Origin of the sequence: Anaerostipes hominis (ex Lee et al. 2021), from assembly GCF_002270485.1 — a bacterium.
GTDB classification, from domain to species: Bacteria; Bacillota; Clostridia; order Lachnospirales; family Lachnospiraceae; genus Anaerostipes; species Anaerostipes hominis.
This window is the reverse complement of record NZ_NQOG01000033.1, coordinates 1-16791: the sequence shown is the minus strand read 5'-3', so window position 1 is coordinate 16791 and position 16791 is coordinate 1. Positions and strand designations below refer to the sequence as shown.

The 16791-nt window shown below is 44.4% G+C and carries 20 protein-coding genes, 7 tRNA genes and 2 pseudogenes; 4 read left to right on the top strand and 25 right to left on the bottom strand.

The window, feature by feature from the left end; translation table 11 throughout:
* From CI597_RS16725 to CI597_RS16680, 10 genes and pseudogenes are all read right to left on the bottom strand, one after another.
* A pseudogene (locus tag CI597_RS16725) lies at positions 1 to 190 on the bottom strand (sugar phosphate isomerase/epimerase); the annotation flags it as partial.
* Positions 191 to 218: 28 nt separating this feature from the next.
* Positions 219 to 668, bottom strand: a complete 450-nt coding sequence (gene rpiB, locus CI597_RS16720; protein WP_024726384.1) for a ribose 5-phosphate isomerase B — start codon at positions 666 to 668, stop codon at positions 219 to 221.
* Positions 665 to 1333 carry an HAD family hydrolase gene (locus CI597_RS16715; protein WP_024726383.1) on the bottom strand — a complete coding sequence of 223 codons (669 nt, stop codon included), beginning with the start codon at positions 1331 to 1333 and terminating at the stop codon, positions 665 to 667. The genes rpiB and CI597_RS16715 overlap by 4 nt, the downstream gene beginning before the upstream one ends.
* 161 nt (positions 1334 to 1494) lie before the next feature.
* Entirely contained in the window at positions 1495 to 2409 is a 915-nt protein-coding gene (locus CI597_RS16710; RefSeq protein WP_024726382.1) for a cupin domain-containing protein, read from the bottom strand.
* Positions 2410 to 2440: 31 nt separating this feature from the next.
* Positions 2441 to 3490 (bottom strand): PTS fructose transporter subunit IIC, encoded by a 1050-nt coding sequence (locus CI597_RS16705; protein WP_024726381.1) that lies wholly within the window; start codon positions 3488 to 3490, stop codon positions 2441 to 2443.
* A 38-nt stretch (positions 3491 to 3528) separates the two neighbouring features.
* On the bottom strand, positions 3529 to 3834 hold the full coding sequence (locus CI597_RS16700; protein ID WP_024726380.1) for a PTS fructose transporter subunit IIB: 306 nt from the start codon (positions 3832 to 3834) through the stop codon (positions 3529 to 3531).
* A gap of 17 nt (positions 3835 to 3851) precedes the next feature.
* Entirely contained in the window at positions 3852 to 4319 is a 468-nt protein-coding gene (locus CI597_RS16695) for a PTS sugar transporter subunit IIA (protein ID WP_024726379.1), read from the bottom strand.
* 27 nt (positions 4320 to 4346) lie between these two features.
* Positions 4347 to 5231 (bottom strand): class II fructose-bisphosphate aldolase, encoded by an 885-nt coding sequence (locus CI597_RS16690; protein ID WP_024726378.1) that lies wholly within the window; start codon positions 5229 to 5231, stop codon positions 4347 to 4349.
* Between the two features lie 39 nt (positions 5232 to 5270).
* Positions 5271 to 7226 (bottom strand): BglG family transcription antiterminator, encoded by a 1956-nt coding sequence (locus CI597_RS16685; protein ID WP_024726377.1) that lies wholly within the window; start codon positions 7224 to 7226, stop codon positions 5271 to 5273.
* Positions 7227 to 7517: 291 nt separating this feature from the next.
* Entirely contained in the window at positions 7518 to 8189 is a 672-nt protein-coding gene (locus tag CI597_RS16680) for a C40 family peptidase (protein ID WP_024726376.1), read from the bottom strand.
* Positions 8190 to 8433: 244 nt separating this feature from the next.
* On the opposite strand from CI597_RS16680, the gene CI597_RS16675 reads away from it, so the two are divergent.
* The gene (locus tag CI597_RS16675; RefSeq protein ID WP_024726375.1) at positions 8434 to 9321 is read left to right on the top strand and encodes a DegV family protein; all 888 of its coding nucleotides are present in this window, start codon (positions 8434 to 8436) and stop codon (positions 9319 to 9321) included.
* A gap of 111 nt (positions 9322 to 9432) precedes the next feature.
* On the opposite strand, the gene CI597_RS16670 is transcribed toward CI597_RS16675, so the two are convergent.
* On the bottom strand, positions 9433 to 9762 hold the full coding sequence (locus tag CI597_RS16670; RefSeq protein ID WP_024726374.1) for a hypothetical protein: 330 nt from the start codon (positions 9760 to 9762) through the stop codon (positions 9433 to 9435).
* A 71-nt stretch (positions 9763 to 9833) separates the two neighbouring features.
* Here CI597_RS16670 and CI597_RS16665 point away from each other — a divergent pair.
* Positions 9834 to 10439, top strand: a pseudogene (locus tag CI597_RS16665) (recombinase family protein).
* A 275-nt stretch (positions 10440 to 10714) separates the two neighbouring features.
* Here CI597_RS16665 and CI597_RS18855 read toward each other — a convergent pair.
* Entirely contained in the window at positions 10715 to 10882 is a 168-nt protein-coding gene (locus CI597_RS18855; RefSeq protein WP_235824665.1) for a hypothetical protein, read from the bottom strand.
* Here CI597_RS18855 and CI597_RS19595 point away from each other — a divergent pair.
* Positions 10841 to 10990 (top strand): nuclear transport factor 2 family protein, encoded by a 150-nt coding sequence (locus tag CI597_RS19595; RefSeq protein WP_243167424.1) that lies wholly within the window; start codon positions 10841 to 10843, stop codon positions 10988 to 10990. The genes CI597_RS18855 and CI597_RS19595 overlap by 42 nt on opposite strands.
* A complete protein-coding gene (locus tag CI597_RS19590; RefSeq protein ID WP_235824664.1) occupies positions 10968 to 11108 on the top strand; it encodes a diguanylate cyclase domain-containing protein in 141 nt (46 codons plus the stop codon). Before CI597_RS19595 ends, CI597_RS19590 begins: the two co-directional genes overlap by 23 nt.
* 56 nt (positions 11109 to 11164) lie before the next feature.
* On the opposite strand, the gene CI597_RS16655 is transcribed toward CI597_RS19590, so the two are convergent.
* The 13 genes from CI597_RS16655 to CI597_RS16590 form a co-directional block, all read right to left on the bottom strand.
* On the bottom strand, positions 11165 to 11929 hold the full coding sequence (locus tag CI597_RS16655) for an SDR family NAD(P)-dependent oxidoreductase (protein ID WP_024726372.1): 765 nt from the start codon (positions 11927 to 11929) through the stop codon (positions 11165 to 11167).
* Positions 11930 to 11972: 43 nt separating this feature from the next.
* Complete coding sequence (locus CI597_RS16650) at positions 11973 to 12359, bottom strand: metal-dependent transcriptional regulator (protein ID WP_024726371.1); 387 nt, start codon at positions 12357 to 12359, stop codon at positions 11973 to 11975.
* 40 nt (positions 12360 to 12399) lie between these two features.
* On the bottom strand, positions 12400 to 13323 hold the full coding sequence (locus CI597_RS16645; protein ID WP_024726370.1) for a SufB/SufD family protein: 924 nt from the start codon (positions 13321 to 13323) through the stop codon (positions 12400 to 12402).
* Between the two features lie 12 nt (positions 13324 to 13335).
* Complete coding sequence (locus CI597_RS16640) at positions 13336 to 14061, bottom strand: ABC transporter ATP-binding protein (protein ID WP_024726369.1); 726 nt, start codon at positions 14059 to 14061, stop codon at positions 13336 to 13338.
* A gap of 113 nt (positions 14062 to 14174) precedes the next feature.
* Entirely contained in the window at positions 14175 to 14762 is a 588-nt protein-coding gene (locus tag CI597_RS16635; protein WP_024726368.1) for an NAD(P)H-dependent oxidoreductase, read from the bottom strand.
* Positions 14763 to 15142: 380 nt separating this feature from the next.
* A complete protein-coding gene (locus tag CI597_RS16625; protein WP_024726367.1) occupies positions 15143 to 15817 on the bottom strand; it encodes a C40 family peptidase in 675 nt (224 codons plus the stop codon).
* 233 nt (positions 15818 to 16050) lie between these two features.
* Positions 16051 to 16124 (bottom strand) — tRNA-Arg (locus CI597_RS16620).
* A gap of 36 nt (positions 16125 to 16160) precedes the next feature.
* Positions 16161 to 16247: transfer RNA gene (locus tag CI597_RS16615), tRNA-Leu, on the bottom strand.
* A gap of 24 nt (positions 16248 to 16271) precedes the next feature.
* Positions 16272 to 16344, bottom strand: a tRNA-Val gene (locus CI597_RS16610).
* Positions 16345 to 16376: 32 nt separating this feature from the next.
* Positions 16377 to 16450 (bottom strand) — tRNA-Asp (locus tag CI597_RS16605).
* A gap of 19 nt (positions 16451 to 16469) precedes the next feature.
* Positions 16470 to 16543: transfer RNA gene (locus CI597_RS16600), tRNA-Ile, on the bottom strand.
* A 34-nt stretch (positions 16544 to 16577) separates the two neighbouring features.
* Positions 16578 to 16650 (bottom strand) — tRNA-Thr (locus CI597_RS16595).
* A gap of 16 nt (positions 16651 to 16666) precedes the next feature.
* A tRNA-Glu gene (locus CI597_RS16590) sits at positions 16667 to 16738 on the bottom strand.
* Positions 16739 to 16791: the final 53 nt, after the last annotated feature.

The following is a 16791-nucleotide window of genomic DNA, read 5'->3' as shown; positions in this document are numbered from 1 at the left end:
TGCAGACACAGTCAATACCCACCCGTTCCAGTTCAGCCTTTACCTGTTTTACTGGAAATGTAAATGGATTGGAAATCGCAAAGTCAATGACTTCAAATCCCAGTTCTTTTGCCTTTGGGATGATCCAGAGATGTTCCTCCCCATAAGCCTCTGCCCAGATAAATGTATCCACTCCAAATTTAAAATCCATAGAAAACCCTCCTTAAAAGTGTTTGGTCCTATTTGCTGAACTGCTTTTCGTAATATGTGATCCGTTCTACCTTTTCTGTGGACGGTCCGTCTTTGAAGGTCAGTCCCATCCAGATGTCCAGTAAATATAATGCCAGCTGAGGTGCAATGACTCTGGCTCCCATACACATAACATTTCCGTCGTTGCTCAGGATAGAGCGCTCTGTTGAGAACGGATCATGGCAGACTGCCGCACGGATTCCCGGCACCTTGTTGGCTGTCATCGCCATTCCAATTCCTGTTCCGCATACAAGAATGCCTCTGTCGCATTCGTTGCTTGTTACTTTTTCACAGGTACGCACTGCCACATCCGGGTAAAGTTCCACTTCTCCCGGTCCCACACCGTTGTCTACCACTTCATGTCCCACATCCTCCAGATGCTTTTTAATCGCCTCTTTCAAGTCAAAGGCTGCCTCGTCACATCCTAAAGAAATTTTCATTGCTCGCTCCTTTCCAACAGACCTAATATCTCCTCCGGCCTGTCTACCACAAAAGTTCCCCCATATGCTTCCAGTTCTTCTCTTCCCCTGAACCCCCAGGAAACGCCGACCGTATCCAGGCCTGCGTTCTTTCCTGTCAGCATATCTGTATCAGAATCCCCGATATAAAGCACTTCATCCTTTTTAAGCCCCATGAGTTTTAAAAGCTCGAGCGCCCCTGCCGGATCCGGCTTCTTCGGTATTCCCTCTCTCTCTCCGAACACATCCACAAATGGGATGTGTGCAAAAAATTTTTCAATCAGTGCATTGGTATAGTCCGATCTCTTGTTGGAATTGACTCCCAGGGCGATCCCCTTCTCACAAAGCTTCGCCAACAGTTCCAAAATCCCTTCATAGGGAGCAGTCTTATCCAGATACCTCCGGTCATAAGCTTCTACAAAGACAGCCACCGCATCATCGATGGTCTTCTCATCCCTGGCATCCTCAGGAAGGCTTCTCTCCACAAGCTTTTTAAATCCGTTTCCTACTTTTTTCTTGTAGTCTTCCGGACCGTGGAGAGGAAATCCAAACTTCTCCATCACCTCATTGACGGAGTCCGTAAGATCTCCGATCGTATCAAGAAGTGTCCCGTCCAAGTCAAAAATTATGCCTTTGTATTGTCCCATCGTTTATCCCCTTTCCTGCCAAAAAGATTCTTCACGGCATGCCGCAAAGAATCTTTTCAAGGCAAATCACCATGTGTTCTTCTTAATTATACACCAATCACTGCGGCGGTTCTATTCCTGCGTTGATTTATGTATATCTTATCGTGATTTCATGGATGGGATTATAATTCAGTTACTGCAAATACAACCTTCACCGGTTTAGCTTCAAAGTTCACTAACTGATATTTCGTTCCTGCCGGAAGGAAGAAAGTATCTTCGGGTTCCATAACAAAGCTTTCCTGTGCGTCAACCAAGTTTACGGTCACCGGTCCGTCAACACAGTAGAGTGCTCCGTCTCCTGCATGTGTGTCAGGATCTGAACATCTCGGTCCGTATCCACCTGCCGGAAGGATCATTTCACCGAAGTGTCCGTAATCGTTGCTTGTGATAAATCTCATAAGCATTGGATGAGTTGTTCCGTGTACATTGTTTAATTTTTCAAAATCACGCACTGCGTAAACAGCTCCGGTCTTTCTTGCTTCTGTCGGGTCTACCGGCCAGCATCCGATATCATCGGTGCATCCCTGACGGGAGATATCCTGGATCTTGTCTCTCATATCCGGAAGGTTGTCATTGTTCGGTCCTTTGTAGAACTTTGTCTCTTCCTCTGTCGGGATAACAGCCGGAGGAATGGACTCGCTCCATGCTTTTGGAGTGATGAAGTAAAGGATTCTTGCCTTCTGGTCTGAGAAGTTATGGCAGCAGTGCCAAGCACCTTCCGGCATAAACAGTCCCTCTCCTGTCTCTAAGTAAGCAAACTGTCCGTTTCCGCTCCTCTGTACAACCGGTCCGTTTAAGATGTAGTAAGACTCATCTCCAGGATGGATGTCAAGCGGTGCAAATACTCCTCCCGGTCCCAACTCATAAATACCGAGCATAAAGGTATCTGTTGTGATCATTGTGAATGTATTGTCGGATGTAAATGCATTGTCCGGCGGATATAACGCTGTAGAATAATCCTGTTTGCGGATCAGCATCGGTTTCTTTTTGTCCGGATCAAATGGGAAATGTCCCATGATATCAAATAACTTTGCCATTTTATTTCTCCTGTCTTGTTGAAATTATTATTTAATCTTCTGCCAATTCCTGCTCTGTTTTTGTTTTAGATACAAGTACGATCAATGCAGCTGAGACAGCTCCTGCAACGATCAAACAGATAAAGAATGGAATCACTTTATTCATTGCAAATACTACGAATACTCCACCGTGAGGTGCACGGATTGTAATACCCCATAAGTAAGACATTACAGATCCTACAGCTGAACCAACCATAAAGCATGGGATGTATTTTAAGTTCTTTGCAGCATACGGGATTGCAAACTCCGTGATCATACATAACGCCCCTGCAAAACATCCGGCGATTCCTGTTCTGTCTTCTTTTGTAAATTTCTTTGGTGCAACTAACATTGCAAATGCCATTGCAAGAGGCGGTGCACAGCAAGCTACAAAGTTAGCAGCCATCGGTGCGTAGTTTCCTGTTTCCATACATGCCAGGGCAAATGCGTAGGCAACTTTGTTACACGGACCACCCATGTCAAATGCCAGCATACATCCCTGCACAATACCTAAGAGTACCAGGTTTCCAGTTCCCAGGTTGTTTAACATTGTTGTCAATGCTGTTGTTAATGCCCCTAAAGGTCCTCCGATCACATAGTGCATCAGCAAACAAATACCCGCACATCCGATTACCGGAATGAACAAGGTTGGAAGCAGTGATCTCACAGCGTTAGGAAGCGGGATCTTCTTTAACCAGTTTACAAGATATCCTGCGATAATACCTGCGATCAGTGCTCCGATAAATCCTGAAGAATATCCCATTCCCCAAGGGTCAGTTGCCAGCCATCCTCCGAACATTCCAACGCAGATTCCCGGTTTGTCGGCGATTGAGAAAGCTACATATGCACCTAAAATTGGTACCATGAAAGTTCCCAGACCAATTTTACCGATCCAGAAGATAGTTGAGGCAAAATTTCTTCCCGGCTCCACTGTATTCGGAATATCATATCCTCCCAGCAAGAACCCTAAAGCTACTAAAATACCTCCTGCTACTACAAACGGCAGCATATATGAAACACCGGTTAAAAACGCTTCCTTAATATCATCTACTACGTCTCTCATTTTTCATCCATCCCTTCATATTTTTATTCTCTCTTTTACTACTCTTCTACTTCACTAAAAATAATACTTGGGTCTTTGATCACTGCATGTGGTTTAGTCTGAAAAATCTTGTCTTTGTAAGGTGTAAAACGTTCTGCTTTTGTAATTCCGACATCGTTTGCAAATACAATCAGGTCTGCTTCTTTGATATCCCTGTCCCTCAGCTTGTCTTCGATTCCAAGTGCTCCCTGTTTTTCAACCTTGCACTTGTAACCTTTTTGCTTGCAGATCTTCTGTATCGCTTCTGCTGCCATGTAGGTGTGCGCAATTCCTGTCGCACATGATGTTACTGCAACAACTTTCATGATACGTCCCTCCTTTTCTAAAGTTCTTTGATCCCTTTGATCAACTCATCATAACTTTCAGCCTTTTCTAATAATGCCAAAAACTCGTCGTGAGCCAAAAATCCTGCCAAAGTTGCCAGCACTCTCAAATGGTAATCATTCTCTTGATTTTCAGAAATCGCCAGAACAAAGATGTACTTTACTTCGCCTGACTCCCCGCCAGACTCATAAATGAACGGCTCCCTGCATCTGCAGAATCCGATTCCGGGTGTCAGGACCTCTTTACATTTCCCGTGAGGGATGGCAATCATATTGCCCATGTAAGTCGGCCCCAAAGTCTCCCGAAATTCCAAAGCCTTTTTGAATGCCCCGGCGTCTGAAACGAGTCCTGCCGTTTCAAACTGCCTGGTCATCACATTAAACATGTCATCTTTGTCCTTAAACGGTTCCCGGTCAAGGATCACCATTTCATCGAGCAGCACTTCGGATAAGTCCACACTGTTCATGAAATGTTTTCCCTCCCTTTACGAATCTTATTTCCCGTTTTTAAACGCCTTGATTACGTCTTTTGCATATCCTTTCATGAATTCATAGGCTTCTTCCTGTAATTCATGGTATGCAATCTTTCCATCTGTCTCAGCAACACGGTCTGCTACAAATTTTGTGGCTGCCTTTGCCATGTAAGAGTAGTAATTTACTTTAGAGCATCCTGCTGTGATCGCTTCCTGTACCTGAGAGAATTCTACTCCTGAAGCTCCATGCATAACGACACGGCATGTATCCGGAATCGCTGCGCGGAGTGCTTTCACTCTGTCAATGTCCAATACCGGCGGCTCTGCGTAAATTCCGTGCATAGTTCCAAAGCATACAGCCAGTGCATCACATCCTGTCTCTTCAGCGAATGCTTTTGCTTCTTCCGGCTCTGTGAAGAATTCTTTTATATCTTCGTTTGTCAGAACACGGCTCTCTGCGTCCTCTTCTCCATGAGTATCCTCTGCAGTAGATGCCATAACTCCCAGTTCAGCCTCTACTGTGATTCCTGCAGGATGAGCGATCTTTACGAATTCTTTTACTCTCTTTAAGTTTTCTTCGTAAGGAAGTGCGCTGCAGTCATACATGATAGACGGGAATCCGACCTTTAAAGCTCTAAGTACGAAATCATAGTCACTGCCGTGGTCTAAGTGTACACAAACCGGTACAGATGCTGCCTTCGCATATTTTAACATTTCCGGCCCGATTCTCTCGATCGGGATGAGCGGATCATGTACCTGTGCATGGTCAATGATGATCGGTGTGTTTAATTCTTCTGCCGCACCGATGACTGCACGGATGGTTTCCACGTTCGGAGTGTTGATACATGGAATTGCATACTGCTCCTTCTCTGCGATCTCTAAAATTTCTTTCATGTTTACTAACATAGTGCTTCCTCCTTTAAATTAGCAGCCTTTCGGCCATTGTTACCCTGCTTCACTCATTAGAATCTCATAAAACTCTTTGGGCCCTTCCGCATCCAGAAGATGTCCGATCAGTTCTTTATTGCCGATCATCCCATAGAAATACTGGAAAAACCTAAGAATCTCCTCCGAGGTTTCAAAATCAATCGCAATCAGGAACATCAGCCGTACCTTTTCGTTGGGCGTCCATGAGATCGGATATTTTAGCCTTACAACCGCAACTCCGCTCTGCTTCACATAATCTTTGTAAATATGTGGCATAACGATGTTTCTTCCGACGGTGGACGGCCTTTTTAATTCCCGTTTCCACACTTCCTGGCTGAATCCTTTCTCTATGAATCCCTGTTCATACAAAAGGTCACTTGCGAGCTGTATCACATCCTGTTTTTCCATGACATTGACGTCGGTTAAGATCAAAGATTCTCTGAAAGTCTTCTTTGTCGTCTCCAGCGCATCCGTCATTTTTTTGTCATGATCGAGTTCATCCAGACTTACGGCGATTTTGTTGATGTCCGCCTGATCGATATGTTTTGTCACTTCAATTGTATTTTCCCTCGGCTCCTTTAGAGGAACCGTAGAAATCAATAATTGTCCTTTCATTGTTTCCGGATGAAAGTCCCGTATATGAATGCTGTCTATAATCTCAAGTCCTTCAACTGCATTCTCAATCTTAATCTTCTGGTACCTTGCGGTATGAGGATCAGTTGCAGTCATTAAAACTGCCTGGCGTCCCTCCCTTATGTCCATCATCGCATTGTGAATCAACAATGCGATCCATGCAATCTCATCCTGGGTCAATATCACAGATAGCTTACCTTCAATGTCAAAAATATAAGTCATACATGCCGCATATACATCCTGCAGCTGATGCTGCACATCTCTGTGCAGGTCGTCCCATTCCACTAATTTGTAATCACGTTTGATCGTGATCTTTTCTAAAAATGAACTGACGTCATTGATAAGAACCTCATTTTTTAATACGTTTTCTTTCTTCATCACGGCCAGGACAATGGATAGATAGTCCAGTGCGATATTCTCATATCTTTCATCCTTAGGGCGGTTTCCGTGTCCGCAGGTCTTTGCAACCATCAGCTTGGCGGCCAGAAACTGGTATTCTAATGACATATCTCCGTTTTGAGAAATAATCTCATCTAATATCAACCGAGCCGCATCGAGGAAAGAAGTATCTAACTTGGTCATCTTTCGGCTTCCCGCGTTTTGGAGGATTTTCCCTTCCCCGATACGGTTGATTGTCAGTAGTAAGTATTCCGTCAGCCGGCAAAAAGAGATATCCACAAAGATCTGATTTAAAAACTCTTCTGCCTTCCGGAGGCTGTCCTGCACCTTCATAATGTTTTCTTTAGGATAATGGTCGGTAAAAAAGGTGTAGGCCCGTTTGCTGATTCGGTAGTCTAAGTTTTCAGGCAGCTTATCAATATAGGCGTGTTTCCAATACTTTTTGTTTTCAGAATCCACGATTGCCTGTCTTAGATCAAATTCATCTCCCTTGATCTGAATCCCCTGATTTCTTACTTTTGTGAGGGTCAGGTTAAACTCACTTAAATAGTCTTCAATATGCTTCAGATCTTTCTGAATGATATTCCTGCTCACACACAGCTCTTCGGAGAAAAGCTGAATCGTATATTTGGCCGGATAGTAAAATAACGTATCTAATATATAGTTCTTTCGGTAGTAGAATGATTCCGGGTCTTTGTTGGCATATTCATTGAGGTCATCCAGGATCATTTCCCTCTGTTCTTCCGTTGCGACCAAACACAGTCCTTTTCGCGGTGCCGTCAATAGTTTTGCTTCATACTTCTCTATCTCACGGCTGATATCGCTTAAAGAGTGTTTGATGCTGCTGACAGAAACTCCTGTCATTTCAGAAAGTTCATCAGTGGTGAAAAAACCATACGTATCAATCATTCTACGTATTACTTTTTCCTGTAAATTATTCATCTCGTAGGCCTCCTTCAATGAATAAAACCGATGAAGTTAAGCAAGCATCTTGCTTATGTATTAATCATAATATCCTTCACCGGTTTTGTATATATCTCATAAAATCAGTTTTTGCACTTATATCGGTACAATTAGTATAATTTTTAAAATTACCGAGTACTTTCTCTATTTTACTACGCCTAGCCTTTTCTGAACATGGAAAAAAAGCCCTGGAATCATGAGTTTAGGATAGGGGGTAATGATTCCATGGGCTTTTTCTCTTTAGCCGGTATGATATTTATCTTCCGGTATTTATCTTACAATCCGCCGTACAGATACGACTTTCCTGTAATTCGCTTTTGGTGAGATCTTGATGCCTGTTTTTCTGGAACTTGCATGTACGATCTTTCCGCCTCCGATATAGATGGCTACGTGTCCGCTGTAGCAGATCAGATCTCCCGGCTGTTTCTTCTTATAAGAAACCTTTTTTCCTGCTCTTCTCTGAGAGGAGGAAGTTCTCGGGATATTATATCCAAAAGAACGGTAGACGGCTTTTGTGAAGCCGGAGCAGTCAGCTCCAGTATTTAAATTTGTTCCGCCCCAGCGGTAAGGGTTTCCTACAAACCTCTTGGCGAAACTTGTCACTGTCTTTCCTTTTGTTTTTTTACTTCCTTTGAGCTTTGGTGCTTTTGTGCTTATCTTTACACGTTTTTTCGGGACAAATCCTGTCTTTCCCTTATAGGAAATCTTTCTCCAGCTGCCGCTTGTATAGTAAACGGTAACCTTCTTTCCCTTTTTGATTCTGACTAATGTCTTTGACTTTTTTGATTTACTCCGTTTTAAACTTGTAGTTGCACTTTTAATATATCCGGTATAACCCGAGGCTGCCTGCACTTCTTTTTCCGGAAGCGATGTTGCCGCCGTACCTGTTATCATTAAACATGCAACTGCAAAAATTGCTGTTCTCTTTGCGATTGCTTTCATTGTATCCTCACTCAACTTCTTTCTATATGTTACGTAATTATTACATTTTGTTTACATTTATGAATTATAGCACGCCGTAATAATATTGTAAAGTCTTTTGTAATAATATCGTAATATTTATTCATATTTTATTAACAAGTCCGATTCTTCTCTGCTGTCAGGCTCATATTTGATAATTCCTGGAATTTCTTATATAATAGAAGCTAACAGACAATCGACCCAAAGAAAGAGAAAAGGGAGTACTATGGAACCATTTGTTTTGACCTGCTGTTCCACGGCAGATATGGAAAAAGAATACTTTGAACGCCGTAACATTCCTTATGTATGTTTTCATGTAACGTTAGACGGAAAGGATTATATGGATGATCTTGGGCAGAGTATTCCATTTCCAGAGTTTTATAAGAAAATACAGGAAGGTGCTCTGGCAAGCACTTCCCAGATAAATGTAGAAGAATACATTGGATTTTTTGAACCTTTTTTGAAAAATGGCCGGGACATTCTGCATATCAGTTTGTCCTCAGGTATCTCCGGAACATTTAATTCCGCAAGCATCGCCAGGGATGAATTGTTAGAAAAATACCCGGACCGGCAGATCTTTCTCGTAGATTCTCTGGGCGCATCTTCCGGCTATGGACTGCTCGTAGATATGGCCGCAGACCTGAGAGACCGCGGGGACAGCATCCGGGATGTCTATGAGTGGGCAGCCACCAACAGACTGAAGATCCACCACTGGTTTTTCTCCACAGATCTCACTTCCTACATCCGCGGAGGGAGGATTTCCAAGACCTCAGGTTTTATCGGCACGATGCTCGGCATCTGTCCTCTGCTGAATATGGACTCTGAGGGGCATCTGATCCCCCGTGCTAAGATCCGAACAAAAAAACGGGCCGTCAAAGAAATCGTTAAGAAAATGGAAGAACACGCAAAAGACGGCACAGACTACAGCGGTAAATGTTTCATCTCCAACTCCGCCTGCTATGAAGATGCCAGACAGGTTGCGGACCTGGTAGAAGCCACATTTCCTAATCTAAACGGCCATGTAGTGATCAATAGTGTGGGAACCGTCATCGGCGCCCATACGGGGCCGGGAACGGTCGCCCTGTTCTTTGAAGGAGATAAACGGACGGATTAAGTATGAGTTTGTTATCACTATTTCCGTCGCGCTTTGAAATGCGCTCCTCCAATAGTGATAACAAACTACATTAAACTGAGAAATTTTTGTAATATCTGGAACCTTGTCAGCCTATTGTGCTTTTCCTGCACTATCCTGAAGTACACCGTTTCCCAGACCCGGAATCCGCTGCTTAGTCGCAAGAAAAGCCTTGGCACTCAAGTTTGGTTTGGCAGAGTCCAGAAGTCCGAAAAAACAGGTATGGTCATTGTCATAATTTCCGGGTATTTTATCTCCTTGCCTGAAGCTCCTTACATTCACACCGTCATTGAAACAAACCCTTAAATCTCCTTCAAAAATAATCTCAGCAAAGATCCCGAATCCCAGTGTATCGGCGACCTTTCTTCCCCTCAGCATATCGTCATAAGATAATGTTTCCCCGTTATTTCTTCTGCGGCACATATTTCCTTTTCATTTATGCTGTTCCTTATGGGATAATATTTCTGTTACATTTTGTAGAAGGAGGGAGAGAAATGGATTATGGATATGTCAGGGTATCGTCCAAAGATCAGAATGTGGAACGGCAGCTGGCAGTGATGAAGGACCTGAAAATACCCAAACATAATATTTTTATTGACCGGTAGTCGGGAAAGGATTTTAACCGGCCTCTTTATAAGAAACTGCTTGGAAAGCTGCGGCCGGGAGACACTCTTTTCGTAAAGTCCATTGACCGCCTGGGCAGGAACTATGAAGAGATTATCGAAGAGTGGCGTACTATCACCAAACGCAAGAAGGCCGACATCGTTGTCACTGACCTTCCGCTTCTGGATACCCGCGGTAAAAATGCTCTGGACCTGACGGGTGTCTTTATATCTGATCTGGTGCTGCAGATACTTTCTTACGTTGCACAGACAGAACGGGAGCAGATCAGAAAACGGCAGGCCGAGGGAATTGCTGTAGCCAAGGCCAGAGGCGTCAGTTTTGGACGTCCGCCTAAAGAAATACCAAAGGAGTTTGACCGCATTTATACACTCTGGAAGGCAGAAAAAATAAGCGGCCGGGAATCTGCTAAAAAACTTGGAACCACTCACAACACATTTTTCAAATGGGTCCGGCAGGCAGAAGAAGGACGCTCATGAAAATAAATGGGTAAAAAAGTAGACTTATTTGCCCATTTATTTTTTATGGCATCCGGATCATCCCATCAAAAAATAATCTCGGAACAATCTTTGAATCCGGTACATTTGCTGTCTCGGATTTATCCTATAAAAATAATATCATTAACGACGAAAAAAGTATTGAGGGATTTTTAGACTGCCATATGACAGAAATCGGGACGGGTCCCGGGAAGTTTTGTCAGAGTTCCCTTGAATTTCTCAAAAGCTTTGGAACTCCCTGCGCTGAAAATACTTTTTCAATTGATAAAGAATGGTATGAAGCTTCCTGCCTGCGCGAGAGTCTTTTTCTCATAACCGGCGAAATCAAACTCAGCAGACGGAACAGCGGTACAAATCTGCCGGCTCTCCATCTTCGTTTCAGCATGATTACGGAGCATACGGACAATGGATGGAAACTTCTTCATCTTCACCGCTCTGTACCGGATTTCAGTCGGGTGGACAAAAAGACTATTTATTATTCCCAATTTGACTATCTGACTATATGTCTCTGTGGGCATCGGTTTTTATCCTGATCACGGAAAAGATTTTCAAACCCTATGGTCCAATGCTGACAAGGCACTGTACTCCGCGAAAAATAATGAAAATAATCACATCTGTTATTGTTCCGAACTTTCTGATTTACATAATTAAAAGAAAAAGGCCTGGGATCTTCTCTGATATGAGAAAATCCCGGGCCCATATAATTCTTAGAGGTTTGCGCCGTAATCCAGCACAATACACTGTCCTGTGATAGGAGCAGACTCGTCACTGGCCAAAAATAAAATGGAATTTGCCACGTCTTCTGCTGAACATGCAGGAAGCCGCAAATCGGAATGTACAGCCATGGCCCCCATCATATCTGGGTCCATAGAGTCCATCGTCTGTCCCGCTGTCATCGGAGTCTTGATCATGCCCGGACAAATGGCATTGCACCGAACACCGTCTTTTGCACATCGCATAGCCGTGTGCTTGGTAATACCCAGGCCTGCTGCCTTGGAAGCCACGTAGGCAGCTCCCCCGCCCCCATTTACTCCTGCAATACTGTCCACATTGATGATTGATCCGCTCTTATTTTTCAGCATGACTTCCAGCGCTGCACGGATAAAATACATAGTTCCCTTTGTGTTGATGTCAATGATCCTGTCGATCTCGCTGTCCGCTACTTTATCGATGGGAAGCAGGCCTTCGTCCAGCACCCCAGCATTATTCACCAGAATATCCAACGTACCGAAATGCTCTACGGCTGCTTCTACGATTCTTTTGCCGTCTCCGGGAACAGAAATATCGCCCTGCAGTGCCAGCACTGTGCATCCGGCGGCCTCTATATCCGCCGCCACAGACTCAAGCTTTTCCTTTCTCCTGGCAGTGATAACGACTTTGGCGCCTTCCTTTGCAAACCGCTTTGCCGCCTGTTCACCTACCCCGGAATTCCCACCGGTAATGACTGCAACTTTTCCTTCAAGTCTTCCCATATTGCTACCTCCTTGCACAGCTGTTTGCCTTATCTCTCTCTTATTATACACCCTCTCTTTTTCTTATTCCATTTTCATTTAAAAACATTTTGATCCCCTGAAAGGTCTGGGCGCTCAGCACATGTTCACACCGGCATGCATCTTCCTCGGCCACATGTTCCGGCACTCCTGCAATCTGCATAAAAAGCGAAGTCAGCGTCCTGTGTCTCTCGTAGATAGACTCGGCCTTTTTAAGCCCTTCAGATGTAAGGGATATATATCCTTTTGCATCCACGAGAATATAACCCCCTTTTTTCAAAATCCCGACCGCACGACTGACGCTTGGTTTGCTGTAATTTAATTTTCTAGCTATATCGATAGAGCGCACCTGCCCTAATTCCTGTTTTAACATTAAAATAGCTTCCAGATAATTTTCCCTTGATTCGAGCATCCTGATACTCCCCCTTATTCTCCTCCTGTTGTTTTAAATATTATTTTAAAAAGTCCTCTATGATCACTGCTTCTGCCTCTTCCCCGGTCATTCCAAAAGTACACAGCTTTATGAGCTGATCATTATTAATACGCCCGATGGCTGCCTCGTGAATAATCTGAGCATCCACATGATTTGCGTTGATCTCAGGAATAGAACTGATCTTTGCATCATCCATGATAATAGAATCACACTGCACATGTGCATGGCACAGTGCATTTCCGATGGCTTTCGGATGAAAGACCTGGGTGGATGTGTCCTTGGCGACAGATCGGGATATGATCTGTGCAGAACTCTCCTCCCCGTTTAACTGTACGTCCATGTTTGATATGGCCTGCTGGTTCCCATGTGTCATGAGTTTTTCCATTACATAGAGTTTGGACCCTGCCCCCATCTCCACGTGTGTCTCCCGTATCGTCGAATCTACCCCTTTGATCTGAGTCGTATCCAGTGTAAAAACAGAATCTTCCTCCACATCGATTTTCGTGACAGGATTTAAAACCCTGCCGCCGGTTCCTTTTCCTTCCCCGTAATGGCGCTCCTCATACCGTACATTGGCATGGCTGCCCACATGGAATGCATGAATGCCGTCATGCCTGCTCTCCTGGTCCCCGTCGTTGTGAATGCCGCATCCTGCCACGATCAGGACATCTGCACCGTCCTCGATATAAAAGTCATTATAGACCACATCTGTGATACCGGAAGCAGAAACAACCACCGGTATATGCACTGCCTCACCTTTTGTCTTCCCGCTGATAAAGATATCAATCCCGGGCTTGTCCTGCTTCTTTACGATGCGGACATTCTCACTGTCGCCGTGACATACTGCCTGTCCGTTCTGACGCAAGTTATAAGCGCCTTTCTGTACAAACCCCTGACCGTCGATAGCCTCCAGCACTCCCGCCGTTATTTGATCTAATTTCATGTCCTTATCCCCCTATTCCTGCATGAAGGCACATTGCCCTTCAGATTCTTCTGCCATGAGGTGCGGATAAACCTCTTCCTTCGACCCGATCTCTTCTATCTGCCCGTCTCTGATGATCATGATGCGGTCTGCCATCCGGATGATCCTCTCCTGATGGGAGATCAGGATCAGACTTGCCTTGTTTTCCCTGTGGATTTTTTCAAATTCTTTGATCAGCATGGCAAAACTCCAAAGATCGATGCCTGCCTCCGGTTCATCAAAGATACATATTTTATGGTCTTTTGCAAATACGGTGGCAATCTCGATCCTTTTCATCTCGCCCCCCGACAGAGTGGCATCCACTTCCCGGTCTTTATATTCCATTCCGCAGAGCCCGACACTGCTCAGCAATTCACAGCACCGCTCATCCTTCAGTGTCTCCCCTGCCGCAAGAGACAGCAGCCTGGAAGCCGTCAGCCCTTTAAATCTTGGAGGCTGCTGGAATGCAAATCCTATGCCTGCATTCGCCCTCTGGTCTATGGTATAATCTGTGATGTCTTCTCCGTCCAGAGAGATTTTACCCCCGCTTGCTTTTTCTATCCCCATTAAAATCTTTGCGATGGTTGATTTTCCTCCGCCGTTGGGTCCTGTGACAACAAGCATTTCCCCGTCATCGACAGAGAAGCTCACATCATCCAATATTTGCACATCTGCACCATTTTCATTGATCCGGTACGATAAATGTTCTACGTTTAACATAACTGCAGCCTCTTTTCTTGTCTTTTGAATTCTATCATATTTATATAACCGTATTTTATATTGTTTTTCAAGTAATTCCGTCCATGTTTTGGAAAAGATTCATTCTCATTTCCCTAAAAAGTCCCTGCCAGTAGTTCTGCCTCTCTCAGTGCCTGATTCATGATGAGTCTCACATCATTTCCAATGATGTCAAGTCCCTCTGCGGTCACCGTATCTGTCTTCGGGATTCCTAGCATACGAAAAACGGAAGCAAGAAATTTTTCGGCGTGGTCGTCCTTCTTATTTGGCCCCTCAGAATAAATTCCTCCCCTTGTGGAAAAGAATACGCCTCTCTTTGCCCTTCCGTAGCCTTCTGCGGTTCCGTCCTCCCTGTATCCAAAAGTCATGCCTGTAACACAAATCTGTTCGATATAAGCGTGTACGGCAGCCGGAAATGTTCCTTCCCAGAACGGAGCCGCAAGCACGACCGCATCCGCCTGCATAAATCTCCTGGCCTCATCAAACACCGGATCATCCCAATTCCCCTGAACTGCCAGACGTTCCCTCTTTTCAAGGGCCTCACGGTCCAACGGCAGACAGAGACCACTCACCTCTGTGATCTCATATTTCCCTCTCAGACAGTCAAGAAACCGCCTGGCCAGCAGTAACGTTCTGGATTCTTCTCCCCTGATACATCCATTGACAAATAAGATTGATTTCATACGCTCCTCCTTATATCAAAACATTATGGAAACAGAACAAAGTGGTCAAGCCCACACTTCAGCTCCCCAACCCTTCAATCTGAGGGCACTGAAAAAGTTCAAATTATATAAGATTTAATACAATATATAGAAATATACTTTTGCAGAGTATCTATATATTGTATTAAATCGAGTCAGAGATTGACTTTTTCAGTGCCCTCCTTCAATCTTTGAGGGGCTTGACAACTTTGCGTGCCAGATGCGATTTGCCAAAGGCAAATGATTTCCTTACGCATCTGTGCACAACCCGGGGAGCGTTTTTATTTCATAGGGAAGGTCGTAGAACTTTCCTATGAAATGAAAAAAAATGTGCAGGATCTCTCTTGCACATTTTGTTTGATCTATTCTCTTACGATTCTCCTCACGGCAACTACTTTTCTGTAATCGGCCCTCGGAGAAATCTTAATCCCTGTTTTTCTTGTACTGGCATGGACGATTTTGCCGTTGCCTATGTACATGGCTACATGGCCGCTGTAACAAATCAGATCTCCAGGCTGCTTGTTTTTATAAGATACCTTTCTGCCCGCTTTCCTGAGGTCGGAAGACGTTCTCGGAAGCTTATATCCGAAGGAACGGTATACTCCCCCGACAAAACCGGAGCAGTCGGCACCGCTGTTTAGATTTGTTCCTCCCCATACATATGGGTTGCCAACAAAACGCTGGGCAAAGGCTGCCACTGCCTGTCCTTTTTCTTCTTCAGTTCCTGCCAGTTCAGGAGCATTTGTGTTAATGTACACATATTTTTTCAGGACAAATCCTGTCTTGCCTTTGTATGTAACCTTTCTCCATTTCCCGCTCGTGTAATGAACCTGCACAGGTTCTCCCTTTGAAATTTTACGGATCACTTTAGATTTTTTAGATTTGGACTTTCTCAGTTTTACCCATGATTTCCATATCCGTCCGTCGTATGTACTCTGTGCTGCATGAACTTCCTTTTTCGGGGCTGCCAATCCTGATGTAATGATCATAGAAAAGACGAGCAGACATATTGCTGTCTTTTTTAATATTGACTTCATAAAGATGTTACCTTCCTACTTCGATATTTTATATTAATTTTATGTTTATTACAGTATTGTTACATTTGATCTACAGTTATGAATTATACCACAACACTTCTGTAAAGTAAACCTTCTAACATACAAAATAGGAAATTTTCCGTCATTTTTTCCATAAACTCCTGACATTTATCATGAATCGTATGGTGCATAAATAAAAAACCCTATAAATCATTGATTTATAAGGGTTTTTACGTGGGCGAGAAGATTCGAACTCCCGACCTTCTGGTCCGTAGCCAGACGCTCTATCCAGCTGAGCTACGCCCACATATGAAATTAAACAGCACCTGTAACAAGTGCTCAATGCCGTTGACCGGAATCGAACCGGTACGGGAGTATAAGTCCCGCAGGATTTTAAGTCCTGTGCGTCTGCCAGTTCCGCCACAACGGCATCCTGAGAGAAATTCTCTCAAAATGGGACCAATAGGGCTCGAACCTATGACCCTCTGCTTGTAAGGCAGATGCTCTCCCAGCTGAGCTATGATCCCAAATATAAATTACTCTTTTTAAGCAAAAGAGACGACCCGGATGGGGTTCGAACCCACGACCTCCGCCGTGACAGGGCGGCGCTCTAACCAGCTGAGCCACCGGGCCAGAAATAACTGTATACAAATGGACCCTCGGGGACTCGAACCCCGGACCGATCGGTTATGAGCCGATTGCTCTAACCAACTGAGCTAAAGGTCCTTATCTTCTCACCACTTAATGTCCAAGTGTATGAAGCCGTTGACCGGACTTGAACCGGTAACCTGCTGATTACAAATCAGCTGCTCTGCCAATTGAGCCACAACGGCGAAGTATGAAGCTGAATGACTCCAACGGGATTTGAACCCGTGTTACCGCCGTGAAAGGGCGGTGTCTTAACCACTTGACCATGGAGCCTTGTTTCTTTGACCGCTTCACGGTCTTTTTGACCTCCCCGAGCTGGGCTCGAA